Origin of the sequence: Actinoplanes cyaneus, from assembly GCF_016862095.1 — a bacterium.
In the GTDB taxonomy this organism is placed as follows: Bacteria; Actinomycetota; Actinomycetes; order Mycobacteriales; family Micromonosporaceae; genus Actinoplanes; species Actinoplanes cyaneus.
Genome location: NZ_BOMH01000106.1, coordinates 1 through 15,709 on the forward strand (window position 1 = coordinate 1; position 15,709 = coordinate 15,709).

Below are 15,709 nucleotides of genomic sequence, written 5' to 3' on the forward strand. Positions count from 1 at the left end.
GGATGAAAATGGCTCATAGATCACGACGCGACGCTATGGCTTCAACCCGCCGGCCGCCACGGGTTTGTCAGCACCGCCGGCGACGTGGTCGGGTCCGTCAGCTGGCTGCGGCGTTGACGCCTTCTCGTTCTGCTCGGTGCGTCCTACGTAAACAGGGCTCGGCCAAGACGAGCCCGGACCGCAGGCGCAAAGCGTACGTGAAATTCGAAATTGATGGTGCTGATGCTTGATACTGGGTCGTGGCGACCGACAAAAATGGCAAAGCCGTGGCAACTAGCGACCGCCACGATACGCCGCCGACCCTGAGCGCGGCCGGTAAGACCCTCAAATCGGTACGCTGGGACGGCGACGTGGTGACGTGGACGCCATGGACCGACGGCATGGCGCCGCAGGGGCAGCAGTGGGTCGGTCACGTCGAACGCTTCGTCGTCGACGGTGATTGACCAGCACGCACCGCCGATGTGAATGAACTGCGCCCCCGAAACCGGGAACGCAGCTCAGTTCTTTAACATGCCAGCGGCTCACTGCTTGCCTGTGGCTATTGATCACTGGCGAACGCTGCTCGAGGTCCGGTCAGGCTGCACCGCATTGGATCAGCCTGGACCGGGCCGCCTTTGGGGCGTGCCGAGAGGAGACCGTTTTCCGGCGGGGCAGTCTCCACAGCCTGACCTTGGCGTCCGCGCCCGCGGTGACCAGGCATGTGCCGTTCCGGCTGATCCGCAACGCCCAGACCGGCCCCTGGTGCCCGACCAGCGGCGCACCGTGCGCACGTCCGGTCACCGTGTCCCACAACCGCACGGTTCCGTCGTCGCTGCCGGTGGTCAGTAGTTTCCCGTCCGGGCCGAAGCGCATGGCGCGCACCGGTCCGGTGTGCCCGGCGAGCGGCGCGGCAACCGGGCGGCGGGTCGCCGTGTCCCACAGTCGCACGGTGTTGTCTCCGCCGGAGGACGTGGCCAGCAGTCTGGTCCCACGGCTGAACGTGAGGGCATACACCGGCCCGGGGCCGGCCGCGATCGGTTCGCCCGCGGGTTCGCCGGTGGCCGAGTTCCAGAACCGCACGGCGTTGCCGCCACCGGAGGCCGCCAGGAGTTTACTGTCGGGACTGAAACTCGTTGCATAGACCGGGCCGGGGCTCACGATCAGTGCATTGCCGATCGGCCGTCCGCTGTCCGCTTGCCACAGCCGCACAGTGCTGTCGGTGGCTGCGGTCGCGAGGCGTTTGCCGTCTTGGCTGAACACCACCGACCTCACCGCCCCGGCCTGCCCGGTCAGCGTGTGCAGCAGGCGCCGGTCGGCTAGATCCCACAGCCGTGCCGTCCCGTCGTCGCCAGCTGTGGCCAGCAGCCGGCCGCCGGAGTCGAAGGCGACCGAGCGCACCGGCCCGGCATGACTGATCAGCGGGGATCCGGACCGCTGCCCGGTTGCGGCATTCCACAGCGCCACCCCGCCGTCGTCGGCGACCGCCAGTAGCTTGCCGTCCTCGCTGAACTCGATGGCATGGACCTTTCCGGTGAGGCCGGTGATCGGCGATCCGACCCGGCGGCCGGTCGCCGTGCTCCACTGCCGCACCGCCGCGTCACTCACGGTGGCGAAGACTTTGCCATCCGGCCGCATCGCGACCCGTCCGTCCACGCCGGGCACGGCCGCGGCCTGCCGGGCGTCACCGCCCGCAAAGCGGTGTGCGACCAGTGCCGGCAGCGCAGCGGCTGAGGGCTGCGCGATGGTGACCGCGGGCAGCGTGAGCAACCCGGCCAGAGCCACGGCGAACGACTCCCGGATCCGGAAGCGGTCACTATACGTGTCCGTATGAGTTCGATTGATCGTCACACTCGCACGGTAATGATAAGTTTCGTCCGGCTATAATGCTTTTTGAGGTGTTTCACCCCCTAGAGTGGGCCAGCCTCGGAGGTGCCGCCCTCCAGCAGGAAATCGGGTGCGTATGGGGTCTTGATCACCGTCCCGCTCGGCATTTGAGATACGACGACGGCGGCGGCGATCGCCTCCAAATCAGCCATCCGCCGCCCCGGTAATCCGAGCGCACCACGCAACAGCCTGACGGGAGTCACAGTCCGGTGACCGACCCGGAATTTCGGCGTCGGCGACCATCGCCCTGAGAAGACATCATGGGATTGCGGCAATTGCGGTACCTCACTCCCGTGCACATCAGCAGAGTTCTGCCTGATGTCCAAGCGGATCCCACCCGAACCGGCCCCATTCCACGACGCGTAGTTGCCTCGCTTGCCGCACGTTCTGGCGCCGGACATCGGTGCACTCACGTCGGAAGTTCAGCACGTCGAGCCGGGTTGAAGGTCCGCAACCGCGTGACCGCTGGTCGGTCAGGTCGCCGCTCGGTCGGCGGCGCGTGCGCACTCCGTTGAAACGGCTCCGGTTCCGGCCGAAGCTGCCACGTCGGCACAGGGGGTCGTTTGGGCGCATGCCGAAGGTCCGCGCCCTCGGTGAGCGGGCAAGCGCCGCGCTCAAGACCTGGAAGATTCTGGTCCGGCTGCGTTGCTGCCTGCGATCGTGCAGACCATCCTTGTGCTGCGCCACGCCGAAGCCAATCGCTATGCGGGATGGAAAGGTTCAATGCACACGGCGGCCAGAAAATCGTAGCGTCTATGATTGTGTGAATCGTTGTCTACTGCGGCATGGCGCCGCGCTTACAGGAGCGGAAAATCGTGGCCAAACAAGTCATCACGGTGCTGACCGATGACCTCGACGGCGGTGACGCCGACGGGACAATCGAATTCGGGCTCGATGGGATCAACTACACCATCGACCTGTCCGACAAGAACGCCGGAAAACTCCGCAAGGCCCTCGATCCGTATCTGGCGGTCGCCGCCAAGGCCGGCCGCACCAACGGCAACAGCCGGATCACCTCCAGGACCGCAGCAGCGCCGGCCCGGTCCAACCGAGACCAGAATCAGGCCATCCGGCAATGGGCGACGAAGAACGGCTACGAAGTGTCCGAACGAGGCCGTATCCCCAGCTCCATCGTCGAAGCGTTCCACGCCAAGCGGTAACCCCGAACCCGACCGACCGCTCAGTCACGGCCGCCTGACCGGCGGACCCGACCGCATGACACGAATGCAGGTTCGGCAGGCGACCATCATGAGCGACGATACAGCCGCCAACACAGTCCCGCGCAGTGACAGCGCAGCCGGTCGCGGAACATGCCAGCCTCGGTTCGAGGACGTGCTCGCCGTAATCATCGGCACTCCAAGCCTCTCGCCCCATGTTGACGATGCCGCTGTTGCCTGACCACACAACGAAGACGGAGAAAGCATGCCTTTGCAAGAACTCCAGGCGATGCAGGTCGCGTACGAGCTGCTGTCCCCACTCGACCCGAATGCCCAACAACGCGTCATGACCTGGTTGTCGGCGGCGCTGACGGACACCAACGGCGCTCCCGCAACCGTGCACGAAACCGCCGCTGCGGTACCGGCGGTCGCAGAAGCGCCGGCGGAAGTCACACCCGACGATAGCCGCACGCAAGCTATCGCCGAGCACGAAGCGGCCGCCTCAGAAGACGAGACCGCAGCAGCGACCGTGCACGTCGCCGAGCTTGCAGCTGCGGCTCAACCTGAGATCACCGTCGCGTCGAAGCCGGAGCCGATCGCCGAACCGATCTCGGAACCCAGACCCCGGCGAGACCGGGCCACAACCGGTCGGCGTGCCGCTAAGGCGACCAGATCCCCCGCAACCGCGAAACCGGCAGAACCAGCCCCGGCACCCCGAAAGGACCGGCCCGGCGGTGACCAATTCCTCGCCGACCTCGCCGCCGCAGGCTCCTTCAAAGCACTCGCCGAGAAGTACGGCAAGTCGATCGGCACGATCGGGAACTGGGCTAATCAGCTACGCGAACAGGGATTCAACATCCCAGTCGGCCGACAGAAGAAAGCCTGAAATACCAGCCGCGAACGGAGGGGCGAAGTCCTGTGAAAGCTCGCCCCCGCCCCCGCCCCCGCACACCTCTCCACCGAGCGCACCACTCGCGGCAGTAGGGGCGGCTTCGTCCAGACCGCAATCTCGCCGCCCGGTTGACAGACGAAAAGGCCGCCAGACTTCTCACTTGCCAGGCTTCGGACTGGGCATCCGGGTCCACAGCGAGACCGAGCCCGTTACCGCAAGAGATCCGTTTTAGGGTTCTGCGAGAGCTTGCCGGCGTAGTGGCTGGTCTTGGCGGCAGCTTGATGGCGACGCCGGTAATTGGACCAAGCAATAGCGTCTGCCGACCCTCTGGCCGGTTCGATGACCAGGGCGTGGAACAGTCGGCGGAGTTCGTTGGCCGTGATCGCGATCGGGCCGTCCGCGCTCGCCACCCAGACCGGGAGAAAGGCACGAAACGCTGGGCGGCGGTCGCGAGGGCACGACGGGTCAGAGAGATGTTCATGTGGGTCTTTTCCTGTTACGAAGGGCTTTACAGGTCGAGGCTGCGCGTCAGCGCGGCGTGCTGGTCCCGATGATGATCGCCCGGCCCAGGGTGTGCGGGATCAGCGTGATGTTCAGCAGTGCCCGGCTGGCACCTTCGGGCAGTTCCAGCGATGCGACGGCGAGCGCGGTGACGCAGATGAACAGCCGGTGGGTGCCGGTGCCGGGCGGCGGGTTGACCCCGGCGTAGCCGGTGCTGCCGAGGTCGTTGACCAGTGCGGTGCCGGCGCCGGCGCCGTGAGCAAGTCCGTTCAGGGTGGCCGGGATGTCCTTGACCGCCCAGTGCCAGAGCCCGCCGGGGATCGGGGCGTCGGCGTCGAACGCGGTCACCACCAGGCTCCGCGTGCCTTCGGGCAGCGGGCCCCAGGACAGCTCGGGTGACTCGTTGCGCGGCTGGTAGGCGGAGTCGGGCAGGGCCCCGCCGTCGGTGAAGTCTTTGCTGGTGACGGTGAACGCCGGGGCGGGGAAGGCCAGGGCGTACGGGTCGTAGGTCATCTCATGCTCCTCAGCTCAGATGTGCAGCATTGCTGCACTTCGGGGAACAGTACAGCAATGCTGTATGTTTGTCGGCATGAGTGACCTGGATCTCGCCGAAGAGCTGCGCGCGGCGATCGGCGACTTCGTGCGCCGCGCTCGCGTCCACGACGAAATGCCGCCCGGGCAGGCCGCGGTGCTCGGTCACCTGGCCCGCTCGGGGCCACTGTCGATCGCCGACCTGGCCCGGCTCGAGCAGGTCAAGCACCAGTCAATGGCCCGCACGGTCGGCCTGCTGGCCGATCAGGCACTGGTCGCCCTCGGCCGGCATGACGCCGACCGTCGCCAGGTCATGCTGACTCTGACCACGGCCGGCGCCGACGCGCTGGCAAGCGCTCGCCTAGCGCGGGCCGCCGGGATAGCCCGCGCGATCCGCGACCTCGACGACGACGAGCTGGAGGTCATCCGCCGCATCCCGGAGGTGCTGCGGAAACTCCAGCCAGCCGAGCCGGAAAGGGCTTCCACGACGAGGTCGTGATCGCCACCAGGTTCGGCTACGCCTGCTACGACCCGGCCACCTTCGAGCTCGCGCTCGACAGCTCTGAGCGAACACCCACTAAGCCGGCGCCGGAACGCTCGACAGAGTCCTCCGTCATGAACGAGAGCTCACTGGAGCAGACATCGCAAAGAAGTCAGGCCGTTCGGGCTGTTGAGCTGCACAAACGTCCTCTTCAGCGCTGTTGGGCGCTGTTCGTGGAGCGCTCCTGTGTGAACGCAGTTCGTTCAAGCGACTGACCAGGAAAAACGCAAGTTTATCCTGGTCAGGCGACGCTACCCGACGTCGTTGAACGCCGTTCGACACCGTTCAGCGCTGCCGGTGACCACCCCCTCTGCTTCCCCACCGATCACCGGTTTTGGGGAGCAGCACCACACGACCCGTGCCAGGAACGCCGACTTCATCGCCGCAGTGCTCCCCACGGCGGATGACAACAGCCAACGAGCAGCACAAACACTCTCGCTGAGAGAACCGACGCTGCTCCCAGGCATAACAGCTCGGCCCACGTTCCCAAAGAACGAGTCCCCCTTACCATCGCACTGCTCCCCATCAGCGAAGCATCTACCGCAGCTCGCAGTCACCAAACGTAGTCAAGATGGACCCCGCCAGTCATGACCGCGTGCACTCAGCTGCCGATGAGAGTGCGTTGCGTTTGGCGCCGGAATTGCGTCGACGGTCGAGCTGATTGCCTATTTTAAAGTCATGCGAGCCCGCCGACGACTCGGAGACCTACGACTGCGACCGTTTGGCTCCCGCTGCGCTCCCCGGTCGGCCGGAATCCCAGCTTGAAGTAAACGGCCTCCGGGGCTCCGGCGCGGGGCTCGTGGGTGACAAATGCTTGGTGGCCGCCGCGGTCACGAATCTCCTGACATGCCGCTTCGACGGCGGAACGCCCACACCTTTTGCCTTGAGCGTCGGCAGCGATGTTCAACCGCCAGACACCAGAGCTCCGGTCATGGGGATCTCGTTCAGGAGCCCACGGGATGTCCAGGAAAGCCGTCACGAAGCCGACCCGTCGATCATCGACATGGACCAGCCGCGGCCATGCGTAATCCTGGAAGATGAGGGCTGGCAGGTCCCCGTCGTGGTGTGCGGCGGCTTCGCGTCGGCTCATGCCTTGGTTGCGGGGTCCAATCAGGTCATGCGGTCCTGTGTGGGAGTCGATGTTCGTACGCGTTCAGGTACCGACTACCGCCCGCACGATGTCGGCGAGCGCGTTGTTCCCCTCCGCTCGCACGTAGTCGATTATCCGGGCCGACTCGGCGGCCCCGCGGCAAATTCGGTAACTGTTCCACAATGAGCGTCCATGGTTCAAGTGCACAGTAAGAGACAGCTTGGGCGTTCCGCCGAGATTGATGCTTACATGACGGCGTGAGCGATTCTTTTCGCGCGCTTGAGAAGTTGGCTTACATCAGTTAACGTGCTGCTTCGATCCGCGCTGTCGGCGGCATTAATGACCGCGTAAAGCCCCTCGGCACCTGACAGCTACTCACCCTTCAAGGGGGTGTTCTAATGGACCCGCGCGACCCCTCAGCGGCTTTGTCCCGTGCTAACTTCCAGCGGATGGTGAACGCCCCGCCCAAGCGGTTCTACGCTCGCCTGCTGCGCCCTGAGGACGAAGTACGGTTGCGGGTGGCAGACACCTACCGACCTACCCCACGTCACTGGTCCGGCTGCATGGTGGACCTGGACGTGTAGGTGCTCAACTGCCGCGAAGCGGATATCCGATCACGGGTACTGTCGGGTGACGAATCCGAGGGGCGTACGGGTCGGCGTCCAGGACATCGCTCTTGCATCACTCGGTCGGGGGGAAGACAAGTACGGACTCGCCGAGGCGATGCCATACGAGTCGGCCGGACTGTTTTCGTCCGCCTCGCCGGCGATGAGCACCACCTGCTGCCCTCCCACTCGAAGAGTCACCTCGGCAAGCAAGGCACCATCCAGGTAAACCGCTGCTTCCTCGATCTGACCGGCGGGTAACTCAGGCGAGGATCGTGACCGGTATCCCGTGCCCATCTCCTCGCCGGGCCCATTGCTGGAGCTGCCGATCGCCAGCCCGAACGCGTCATCGTCCTGGTACGTGGTGACGGCCAGTGTCGAGCCGGTGTCGAATGTCAGGCGCAGGGTGAGCAGTTGCAGGCACAGTACGTCCGGGCCGCCGAACTCGAAGTGCGTGTCGTCGCCTCGCACGGCCATCTCGACGCCTTGCCAGGAGCGGACAACATGGCCCGGTAAAGTATGAAACGCTGAAGTCTGCCGCTGGGTCCGGATGAGCTGCGGTCGTAGCGTTAGAGCGCTATGGCGGGGTAGGCAGCGCCATGGACAGCACTCAATGGGGGCAGGTGGCCGCGGCACTGCGAGGCGCCAGCTCTCCCGCCAGCCGGCACGACCTGGTGAACCACACTCGTCTCCAGCCTCCCGACAAGCGCCCGTTGCGGCTCGTCGAGGAACTGCCACTGGGCATCCACCACAACCTGATCGACGTCCGTGATCGACTCCGGCGCGAGCAGGACGGTCACGACCGGACCAGCCTGGATCACGGCAAAACTGACACCGCCGCCGAAGAAGAGGTGCACGATGCTCGACGACAAGCGCCGCGCCTTGGCCGAGATCGAGGATATCTGCGTTCCCGCCTGGACCGTGCACGACCGGTACGGCGATTCCGGTAAATCATGATTACGAGGACTAATTCCGCCCACTGCGGGAAGCCAATTTGTTCACCGATCAGGAAGGTGGCACCCGTGCCCGACAACCAGTACGAGACCCAGGATCCCCAAGATCAGTACCGGACCCCGGACGCGCAGGACAGCAGCCGGATCCCGCACCCCGGGATCACCGGCGAGATGGACGTCGAGCCGGACCACGGCGAGGACAGCTATCACGGAACTGGCCGGCTCGACGGCAAGCGGGCCATCATCACCGGCGGGGACTCCGGGATCGGCCGCGCCGTGGCCATCGCCTTCGCCCGCGAAGGCGCCGACGTGCTGATCTCCTATCTGCCCGAGGAGGAGGACGACGCCCGGGAGACCGCGCAGCTTGTCGAGAAGGCGGGCCGCAAAGTGGTGACCGCACCCGGCGACATCCGCGACGAACACCATTGCGCGGACATCGTGGCGAAGGCGGTCAACGACCTCGGCGGCCTCGACATCCTGGTCAACAACGCCGCATACCAGATGTCGCAGGACAGCGGCCTGCTCGACATCACCACCGAGCAGTTCGACCGGGTGATGAAGACCAACTTGTACGCAATGTTCTGGCTGAGCAAAGCGGCGGTACCGCACATGCGGCCGGGTTCCACGATCATCAACACCGCGTCGATCCAGGCGTACGACCCGTCGCCGAACCTGCTCGACTACGCCACCACCAAGGCCGGCATCGTCGCCTTCACCAAAGCGCTCGGCGCCGGCCTCGCGGACAAGGGCATCCGGGTCAATGCCGTGGCACCCGGACCGATCTGGACGCCACTGATCCCGGCCACCATGCCCAAGGAGAAAGTAGAGTCGTTCGGCGAGGACACCCCGATGGCGCGCGCCGGACAGCCAGCCGAACTGGCACCCGCGTATGTCTTCTTCGCCTCGCAGGAGTCCAGTTACATCACCGGCGAGGTGCTCGGGGTGACCGGCGGCAAACCGCTGGCGTGAGCGGTCCCGTGGTCGTCCTCGACGAGGCCACCGCCGAGGCCGGCAGCGCGGGCGCCCCGCCGACCTGGAAGCCGCGGCCGCCGCGCTGGTCGGCGGCCGCACCGCCATGTCGTCGCGCACCGGCCGACCCAGGCCCGCGCATGCGACCGGATCGCGGTCCTCGCCGACGACGCGTCACTGAGGTCGGCTCGCACGACGAACTCCTGGCTCGCGGCGATACGTACGCCGGGCTGTGGGCGGCCTGGGACCGGCACTGCGTCCCACGGACGTGCCTGGAGCGGGTAGCTGGGCCGGCACCGCACGAGCACGGTCGTGACCGTGGGTCGAGCAGCTCACCGGCGGTAGCCGCGGTAGTGATCTTGATCTTGGTGTTGTGGTCAGGATCACCTACGCCGTGTCCACGCGTCCTCGGACAGCCGCGCCGGTCCGGCGACGGTGCGGCTGCCCGGCGATCACCACGCCCGGCCGCTACCAGTGAACTCCGTGGTCTCCGGTCAGTAGATGTTCCAGCGCTGGTTCCAGGCCCAGCCGCAGTCCCATACCTGTAGCTTCGCGCCGTCGGTGTGACTGGCATTGGTGACGTCGAGGCACCGGCCGTCGGACATATTCTCCAGGCGGACCCAGTTCAGGTTCGTGTCACCGGTCTGCTGGGGAATCATGTGGGCGCGCCACTGCTGGTTCTTGCTCGAGTTGTTGCAGGTGTACTGCTGCACTACGTCCCCGTTGTCCAGTGAGCCGTCGAGGCGGCGGTCCAGGCACTTGTTGCTCAGCGCGTTGCGCAGGTGGTAGACGCCCATGCCGGAGTCCTTGTACATGAGGTCGACGTACCAGCGCTGGTTACGCACCTCGTCCTGGTTGCGGTAAATCCACAACTGCGCCTGGGTCATGTTCTCCATCGACCAGCCGGTCATGTCGAGAACCCTGGTCGGCTGATGCTGGTCGGCTTGAGCACGCTGATGTAGATCGGGCCGGCGGCCTGCGCTGCCGCCGGGGCGACGAGCAGGGTGAGCAGGGACAGTGCGACGGTGGCGATCGCGGTGGGCAGTCTGGCGATACGCATAGCTCTCCTCAATAGATCAACTTCGATCGCGTTGAGGTTATGAGACGCGCCCGCATCGGGCTGTCATCCATCGGACGGCGTCGGATTGGCGTATCGAGAATTCCCAGCGCCTCCCCGGCCGGCCGTCCGTGGACCCGGTCACCGCGACTGACGTACGCGGTCGTAATGCCTGCGGGCCTTCATCCGGTTTCCGCACACCGCCATGGAGCACCAGCGGGCGCTGTTGGGTTTGCTGTGGTCGATCAGGAACAGGCGGCACTCCGGATTGCCGCACGGGCGCAGCCGGCCAGGACTCGACGCCAGCAAGGCGCTCCAGGCGAGGACTGCCGCTGCCGCCGCTGTCCGCCCGGGCGGCTCGCTGCACTCCCAGTGGACACCGCTGGTGTCCAGCGTGGGCTTCCAGCTGAGTTGCGCGAGCCACCTGGTGAGCGTGGCCGGCTCGGCAGTGCCACGAATAACGGCTTGAAGATCGTCCCGTGCATCGCGGACCGCTCGCCACTCCTCGGGCGTGGCGTCCCAGCCACGTGCCTCGAGCCATGCGCAGCCGGTGTCCGGGTCGGCGAACTCGTCGAGCGCGACGCCATCCACGACGGGCGTGCTGTTCAGCAGCTCCAACAGGAACTGCTCATCCACGCGATCCAAATCTAACCGCCATTCCATGCTTGACAGGTTACACCGGGCATGATGTGGTCTAACCGCCAAAGCGCGCCAGAGAGGTTAGACGTGATCGAGGTTCACCACCGCTACACGACCGTCGACGGCCACCGGCTCTTCTACCGTGCGGCCGGTCCCGCCGACGCACCCGTGCTCGTCCTCCTGCACGGCTTTCCCACAAGCTCGTTCATGTTCCGCAACCTGATTCCGGTCCTGGCCGATCGCTACCACGTGATCGCACCCGACCACCTTGGGTTCGGCCTTTCCGACGCGCCCGCCGCCGACGAGTTCGCATACACCTTCGACGCCCTGACCGACCTGACGTCGGGGCTGCTGAACCAACTGGGGGTAACCCGCTACGCCATCTACGTGCAGGACTACGGCGCACCGATCGGCTGGCGACTATCCCTGCGCGACCCGGAAGCGATCACCGCGATCATCAGCCAGAACGGCAACGGCTACGACGCCGGCTTCATCGAGGGCTTCTGGCAGACCGTCTGGGCCTACCAGCAGGAGCAGACCCCGGAGACCGAGGCGAACATCCGCACCGCCCTGACACGGGAAGCCACCAGGTGGCAGTACCTCACCGGCGCCCCTGACGAGAGCCTGGTCAGCCCGGACACCTGGGAACACGACTATGCGCTGCTGGCCCGCCTGGGCAACGATGAGATCCAGCTGGCGCTGTTCCGCGATTACCGGACCAACCCGGCGATGTACCCGGAGCTGCACGCCTACCTGCGCCGCGTCCAGCCACCGGTCCTCGCCGTCTGGGGTCAGGACGACCCGATCTTCGGCCCGGACGGCGCACGGGCATTCGCCACCGACGTGCCGGAGACGGAGATCCACCTACTGCCCGGTGGGCACTTCCTGCTGGAAACCGCGCTCAACCAGGTCGCCGGAATCATCGGCGCGTTCCTCCAGAAGATCGAACTGCCGGCCTGAGCACAGCCCGGCCGACCAGGAATTCCGAGAACAACAAGGGAGAACATGATGGGTGCAACGCTCACCGGTCGCACCGTGCTCGTCATCGGTCGCGGCAGCGGAATCGCCCGCGCCGTCACTCTGACGCTGCACACTGCCGGCGCCACCGTCGTGGTGGCCGGCCGCAACCCGGCCGAACTGGCATCCGCCTACGACGAGCAGGACATCGCCGTGCAACGGATCGACCTGACCGATGAAACCAGCGTGGCAGCACTGGCCGAACGCCTCGGCCGCGTCGACCACGTCGTCTCGACCGCCTCGGCCCGAGCCCGCGGCACCGTGGACGCACTCGACCACGACGTCATCCTCGCGTCGTTCAACGTCAAGGTCCTCGGACCCATGCTGCTCGCCAAACACTTCGCCCCACGGATGCCCGCCGATGGCTCCTTCGTGCTGTTCTCCGGCTCATCGGCCCGTAAGCCGGCGATCGGCATGCTCGCCGTCGGCGCCACGAATGCCGCCGTCGACGCGGTGACCCGCGGTCTCGCGGTCGAGCTCGCGCCGATCCGCGTCAACGCGATCTCACCCGGGACGATCGACACCGGCGCGTACGACGCCCTCGGCGACGAGGCGAAGGCGCGCCTGTTCGCGACGCGGTCCACGACCAGCCCCGCCCGCCGGATCGGCACGCCCGACGACGTCGCCGGCGCTGTCGTATTTGCCATGACCACCCCGTTCCTCACCGGCGTCTCGCTGGCTATCGATGGAGGCGAGCCTCTTGTCTGACACGACGGTCGTCCTGGTGCACGGCGCATTCGCCGAGTCGGCCAGCTGGTCCGGGGTCATTGCGCTGCTGCAGGCGGCCGGCCATCACGTGATCGCCGCACCCAATGCCTTACGCAGCCTGTCCAGTGACTCCGCGGCGCTGTCGGCGCTGATCGCCTCGATCGACGGACCGGTCGTGCTCGCCGGCCACTCGTACGGCGGCTCGGTCATCACCAACGCCGCGCGTGGCCACGACCATGTCCGCGCGCTGGCCTATATCGCGGCTTTCGCTCCCGTCGAAGGCGAGAGTGTCGGCGACGTGCAGGGTCCGGACTCGGGCAGTACGCTCGGCTCCACACTGACGGCGGTCCGGCTGGCCGACGGGACGAACGACCTCTACATCCGACCGGAGCTGTTCCATGAGCAGTTCGCGGCCGACCTGCCGCCGGCGCAGGCCGGGCTGATGGCCGCGACGCAACGCCCGGTCCGCGACGTGGTGCTCACCGAGGCCTCCGGTACACCGGCGTGGCAGACCCTGCCGTCCTGGTTCCTGCTCGCCGGAGCCGACCACAACATTCCGATCGACGTCCAGCGCTTCATGGCCGCGCGGGCCGGAGCGCGCGACATCGTCGAGGTCGGCGAGGCTTCGCACGCCGTCCTGGTCACCCACCCGGACCAGGTGGCCGCGCTGATCCTGGACGCGATCGCGGCAGCATAAAATGATCTTGGAGTGCTCCGGGCACGCCCGCGACTACGCTCTACTCTTACCAGGGAGCCTGCGAGATCAACACCCTGATCGTCGGCCCGCGCGGTAACCGGAATGAGCGCGTTTCACCCTTTAGAGTTTGAGCCCATGAAGGGACTTCTCGCCCGGGATCCCAGCCTCGTCGTCATCAAGCGGGCGGCCCGGATCACCCTGGTCGCCTGCGTAGCTTTCTATTTCTGCCGGTACGTCGTCCACAGCCCCGCCATGGCCCCGTACGCCCTGTTCGGCACGGTCGCCCTCGGCGCGCTGTCGCAGATTCCCGGCAGCCCCTCCCAGCGCGCCCGCACCCTGCTCGCCGTCCTGCCGGTCGCCTGGCTGCTGATCGCACTCGGCACCCTGCTGTCCGTGACCAACTGGGCCGCCGCGGCCGGCATGTTCGTGCTCGGCTTCGCCGTGAGCTTCGTCGGCGTCGGCGGCCCGCGCCTGGTCGGCCTGGCCGCCGGCTTGCAACTGCTGTACATCCTGCCCTGCTTCCCGCCGTATGACCCCGGCTCGCTGTGGCAGCGCCTGACCGGCCTCACCCTCGCCGTCCTGCTGCTCGCCGGCGCCGAACTGCTGCTCTGGCCGGATCCCGCGCCGGTCACCTACCGCACGAAGCTCGCCGACGCGATCGGCTCGCTCGCCGGCTGCCTCGCCGCGGTCGCCGCAAGCTGGTCCGGCGACGAAACCGCGAAGGACCGGCTCGCCGCGCTGCTGCCGCACGCCACCGAGGCCGCCGACGCCCTGCGGCCGTCCCATCTGCCGCCCACCCAGCGGCCCGCGTCCGCCGGGCGCGAGGACCGGGCGCTCAGCTTCGCCGCCGGCACCACCCGGCTGATGCTCGGCCGCAGCATCGACCTGTTCTTCGCCGACGGTCACGGCGCCACGGGTCTGACTGCCGCCGCCGACCTGCTGCGCACCACGGCCGGCTGCGCCCAAGCGGCCGCCGACTGGCTGCGCGGCGACGGCGAGCTGCCCGACACCGACCGGATCAGCGGCGCGCTCACCAAGTTCCGCACGGCCCGGATGAACCGCGACCCGAACGAGATCGCGCCCGAGCGGCTACGGCTCGGCTCCCTCGCCTTGGCACTCGGCGAGTGGACGAAATCGCTGATCGTCGCGGTCCGGCTCGTCGCGGGGGTCACGCCGGGCCACCCCGACCCCACGCCCGTCTCGGCCCGGCCGGGCCCGCTGTGGTTCGCCTACCGCAGCGCGCCGTCGCTGTGGTGGCACCGCCTGCGCGAGAACCTCACCCCGCGGTCGGTCGCATTCCAGGGCGCGCTGCGGCTCGCCGCCGCGCTCGCCGTGGCCCGGCTGCTGGCTGGCGTGTTCGACCTCTCCCATGGCTTCTGGGTGCTGCTCACCATCCTCACGGTGCTGCGCGCCTCCGCCGCCGAGACCCGCTCGCTGCTGCGGCCGGCCATCGCCGGCACGGTCGCCGGCTCCATCGTCGCCGCGACCCTGCTGCTGACCGGCATCGACCCGACCGTCTACGCGATCCTGCTGCCGTTCGTGATGCTCGTCGGCTTCTCGGCCGGCCCGCTGCTCGGCCTCGGCTGGTCTCAGGGCCTGTTCACGCTGGTCATCACGTTCGTCTTCGCCCAGGTGTCGCCGGTCGACTGGCGCCTGGCCGAGGCCCGTGTGCTCGACGTCGTCGCCGGCGCCGCGATCGGCGTGCTCGTCGGCCTGTTCGCCTGGCCGCGCGGCGGCGGCGGCGAACTGCACCGGGCCACCGGCACGTTCATCGCCTCCTGCGCCGGCGTCATCCGGGAGACCGTCGCGGTCATGGCCGACGGCCTCACCCCCGGACCAGCCCTGCCCCAGGCCCGGCTCGACGGCCAGCTCGCCGAGGCGTCGTACGCGCTCTACCAGAGCGAACATCACGGCCCGGCCACCCTTGACTGGCAGGCCACCCTGATCGCCGGCCACCACGCCGTCCGCGGCGCCGAGGTCCTGGTTCGCTCCTGCCCGCTCGGCGGCCTGCTGGCCTGCGCTGGCCCGCTCAAGGCGGTCGCCACCGACGTCGCCGCCCGCTACGACCAGGCCGCCACCGGCCTGCTGCGCCACGACCGCGACTTCGCCCGCACCGCGGTGCTGCCGGCGCCCCCGCCCGTCCGGTGGCCCACCGACCTCGGCCAGGACCTGTACGTCATCGCCGACCTGCGCGTCTGGCTCGAAGGCCTGCGCGAGGACATCGCCCGCATCGCCGGCCACCCCGAACCCGACCCGGCCTCCGCCCCCACCACCGGCTACCTCCGCCACCGCCTCTCTCACCTGGCCGACGGCGCCACGTAGGACGATGCCGAAGGCTCCCCGTTCGCGGGTCGTCAGGTGCCTGGCGATGGTGAAACAGCCGGCGGGAGTGCTGCGTCGAGTGCCTTCGTCTGCTCACCGTGCGCGGGCAGCGCTCGGCGGGGACGGCTGAGTCGTTGGGTGCGTTCCCGCAGTTCACCGATGAAGGT

General features: G+C 67.5%; 16 protein-coding genes and 1 pseudogene. 10 read left to right on the forward strand and 7 right to left on the reverse strand.

Annotated elements, in window-relative coordinates:
• Positions 1–239 precede the first annotated feature (239 nt).
• On the forward strand, positions 240–443 hold the full coding sequence (locus tag Acy02nite_RS45150) for a hypothetical protein (protein ID WP_203756076.1): 204 nt from the start codon (positions 240–242) through the stop codon (positions 441–443).
• A gap of 130 nt (positions 444–573) precedes the next feature.
• Here the strand turns inward: Acy02nite_RS45150 and Acy02nite_RS45155 are convergent, their stop codons facing one another.
• A complete protein-coding gene (locus Acy02nite_RS45155) occupies positions 574–1,827 on the reverse strand; it encodes a WD40 repeat domain-containing protein (protein WP_239175880.1) in 1,254 nt (417 codons plus the stop codon).
• A 526-nt stretch (positions 1,828–2,353) separates the two neighbouring features.
• Between Acy02nite_RS45155 and Acy02nite_RS47080 the strand changes: the two are divergent.
• The 3 genes and pseudogenes from Acy02nite_RS47080 to Acy02nite_RS45165 all read left to right on the forward strand — a co-directional run.
• Positions 2,354–2,613, forward strand: a pseudogene (locus Acy02nite_RS47080) (hypothetical protein); the annotation flags it as partial.
• A gap of 65 nt (positions 2,614–2,678) precedes the next feature.
• Positions 2,679–3,023: a histone-like nucleoid-structuring protein Lsr2 gene (locus Acy02nite_RS45160; RefSeq protein WP_203756085.1), complete on the forward strand. Its 345-nt coding sequence runs from the start codon at positions 2,679–2,681 to the stop codon at positions 3,021–3,023.
• Between the two features lie 262 nt (positions 3,024–3,285).
• Entirely contained in the window at positions 3,286–3,906 is a 621-nt protein-coding gene (locus Acy02nite_RS45165) for a hypothetical protein (RefSeq protein WP_203756088.1), read from the forward strand.
• Between the two features lie 534 nt (positions 3,907–4,440).
• Here the strand turns inward: Acy02nite_RS45165 and Acy02nite_RS45170 are convergent.
• Positions 4,441–4,926, reverse strand: a complete 486-nt coding sequence (locus tag Acy02nite_RS45170; protein ID WP_203756091.1) for a YbhB/YbcL family Raf kinase inhibitor-like protein — start codon at positions 4,924–4,926, stop codon at positions 4,441–4,443.
• Between the two features lie 76 nt (positions 4,927–5,002).
• Between Acy02nite_RS45170 and Acy02nite_RS45175 the strand changes: the two genes are divergently transcribed.
• Positions 5,003–5,443: a MarR family winged helix-turn-helix transcriptional regulator gene (locus Acy02nite_RS45175; protein WP_203756112.1), complete on the forward strand. Its 441-nt coding sequence runs from the start codon at positions 5,003–5,005 to the stop codon at positions 5,441–5,443.
• Positions 5,444–7,189: 1,746 nt separating this feature from the next.
• On the opposite strand, the gene Acy02nite_RS45185 is transcribed toward Acy02nite_RS45175, so the two are convergent.
• Positions 7,190–7,657 (reverse strand): hypothetical protein, encoded by a 468-nt coding sequence (locus tag Acy02nite_RS45185; protein WP_203756127.1) that lies wholly within the window; start codon positions 7,655–7,657, stop codon positions 7,190–7,192.
• Between the two features lie 92 nt (positions 7,658–7,749).
• Complete coding sequence (locus tag Acy02nite_RS45190) at positions 7,750–8,052, reverse strand: hypothetical protein (protein ID WP_203756128.1); 303 nt, start codon at positions 8,050–8,052, stop codon at positions 7,750–7,752.
• Between the two features lie 150 nt (positions 8,053–8,202).
• Here Acy02nite_RS45190 and Acy02nite_RS45195 point away from each other — a divergent pair, with 150 nt between their 5' ends.
• On the forward strand, positions 8,203–9,102 hold the full coding sequence (locus tag Acy02nite_RS45195) for an SDR family oxidoreductase (RefSeq protein ID WP_275407313.1): 900 nt from the start codon (positions 8,203–8,205) through the stop codon (positions 9,100–9,102).
• Positions 9,103–9,596: 494 nt separating this feature from the next.
• On the opposite strand, the gene Acy02nite_RS45200 is transcribed toward Acy02nite_RS45195, so the two are convergent.
• The 3 genes from Acy02nite_RS45200 to Acy02nite_RS45210 form a co-directional block, all read right to left on the reverse strand.
• A complete protein-coding gene (locus Acy02nite_RS45200) occupies positions 9,597–10,013 on the reverse strand; it encodes an RICIN domain-containing protein (protein WP_203754057.1) in 417 nt (138 codons plus the stop codon).
• Positions 10,010–10,162, reverse strand: a complete 153-nt coding sequence (locus Acy02nite_RS45205) for a hypothetical protein (protein ID WP_203756129.1) — start codon at positions 10,160–10,162, stop codon at positions 10,010–10,012. Before Acy02nite_RS45205 ends, Acy02nite_RS45200 begins: the two co-directional genes overlap by 4 nt.
• Positions 10,163–10,300: 138 nt before the next feature.
• The gene (locus Acy02nite_RS45210; RefSeq protein WP_239175882.1) at positions 10,301–10,795 is read right to left on the reverse strand and encodes a CGNR zinc finger domain-containing protein; all 495 of its coding nucleotides are present in this window, start codon (positions 10,793–10,795) and stop codon (positions 10,301–10,303) included.
• A gap of 90 nt (positions 10,796–10,885) precedes the next feature.
• On the opposite strand from Acy02nite_RS45210, the gene Acy02nite_RS45215 reads away from it, so the two are divergent.
• The 4 genes from Acy02nite_RS45215 (at position 10,886) to Acy02nite_RS45230 (ending at position 15,542) form a co-directional block, all read left to right on the forward strand.
• Positions 10,886–11,758, forward strand: a complete 873-nt coding sequence (locus Acy02nite_RS45215; protein ID WP_203756139.1) for an alpha/beta fold hydrolase — start codon at positions 10,886–10,888, stop codon at positions 11,756–11,758.
• 48 nt (positions 11,759–11,806) lie between these two features.
• Positions 11,807–12,523 (forward strand): SDR family oxidoreductase, encoded by a 717-nt coding sequence (locus Acy02nite_RS45220; protein ID WP_203756141.1) that lies wholly within the window; start codon positions 11,807–11,809, stop codon positions 12,521–12,523.
• Positions 12,516–13,220 carry an alpha/beta fold hydrolase gene (locus Acy02nite_RS45225; protein ID WP_239175883.1) on the forward strand — a complete coding sequence of 235 codons (705 nt, stop codon included), beginning with the start codon at positions 12,516–12,518 and terminating at the stop codon, positions 13,218–13,220. The genes Acy02nite_RS45220 and Acy02nite_RS45225 overlap by 8 nt, the downstream gene beginning before the upstream one ends.
• Positions 13,221–13,355: 135 nt before the next feature.
• Complete coding sequence (locus Acy02nite_RS45230) at positions 13,356–15,542, forward strand: FUSC family protein (protein WP_203756144.1); 2,187 nt, start codon at positions 13,356–13,358, stop codon at positions 15,540–15,542.
• The last annotated feature ends 167 nt before the right edge of the window (positions 15,543–15,709 follow it).

Bases quoted from the DNA above. Each gene is read 5' to 3' on its own strand.
- Acy02nite_RS45165 (WP_203756088.1), top strand. From the start codon at position 3,286: ATGCCTTTGCAAGAACTCCAGGCGATGCAGGTCGCGTACGAGCTGCTG.
- Acy02nite_RS45170 (WP_203756091.1), bottom strand. From the start codon at position 4,926: ATGACCTACGACCCGTACGCCCTGGCCTTCCCCGCCCCGGCGTTCACC.
- Acy02nite_RS45175 (WP_203756112.1), top strand. From the start codon at position 5,003: ATGAGTGACCTGGATCTCGCCGAAGAGCTGCGCGCGGCGATCGGCGAC.
- Acy02nite_RS45185 (WP_203756127.1), bottom strand. From the start codon at position 7,657: ATGGCCGTGCGAGGCGACGACACGCACTTCGAGTTCGGCGGCCCGGAC.
- Acy02nite_RS45200 (WP_203754057.1), bottom strand. From the start codon at position 10,013: ATGACCGGCTGGTCGATGGAGAACATGACCCAGGCGCAGTTGTGGATT.
- Acy02nite_RS45205 (WP_203756129.1), bottom strand. From the start codon at position 10,162: ATGCGTATCGCCAGACTGCCCACCGCGATCGCCACCGTCGCACTGTCC.
- Acy02nite_RS45220 (WP_203756141.1), top strand. From the start codon at position 11,807: ATGGGTGCAACGCTCACCGGTCGCACCGTGCTCGTCATCGGTCGCGGC.
- Acy02nite_RS45230 (WP_203756144.1), top strand. From the start codon at position 13,356: ATGAAGGGACTTCTCGCCCGGGATCCCAGCCTCGTCGTCATCAAGCGG.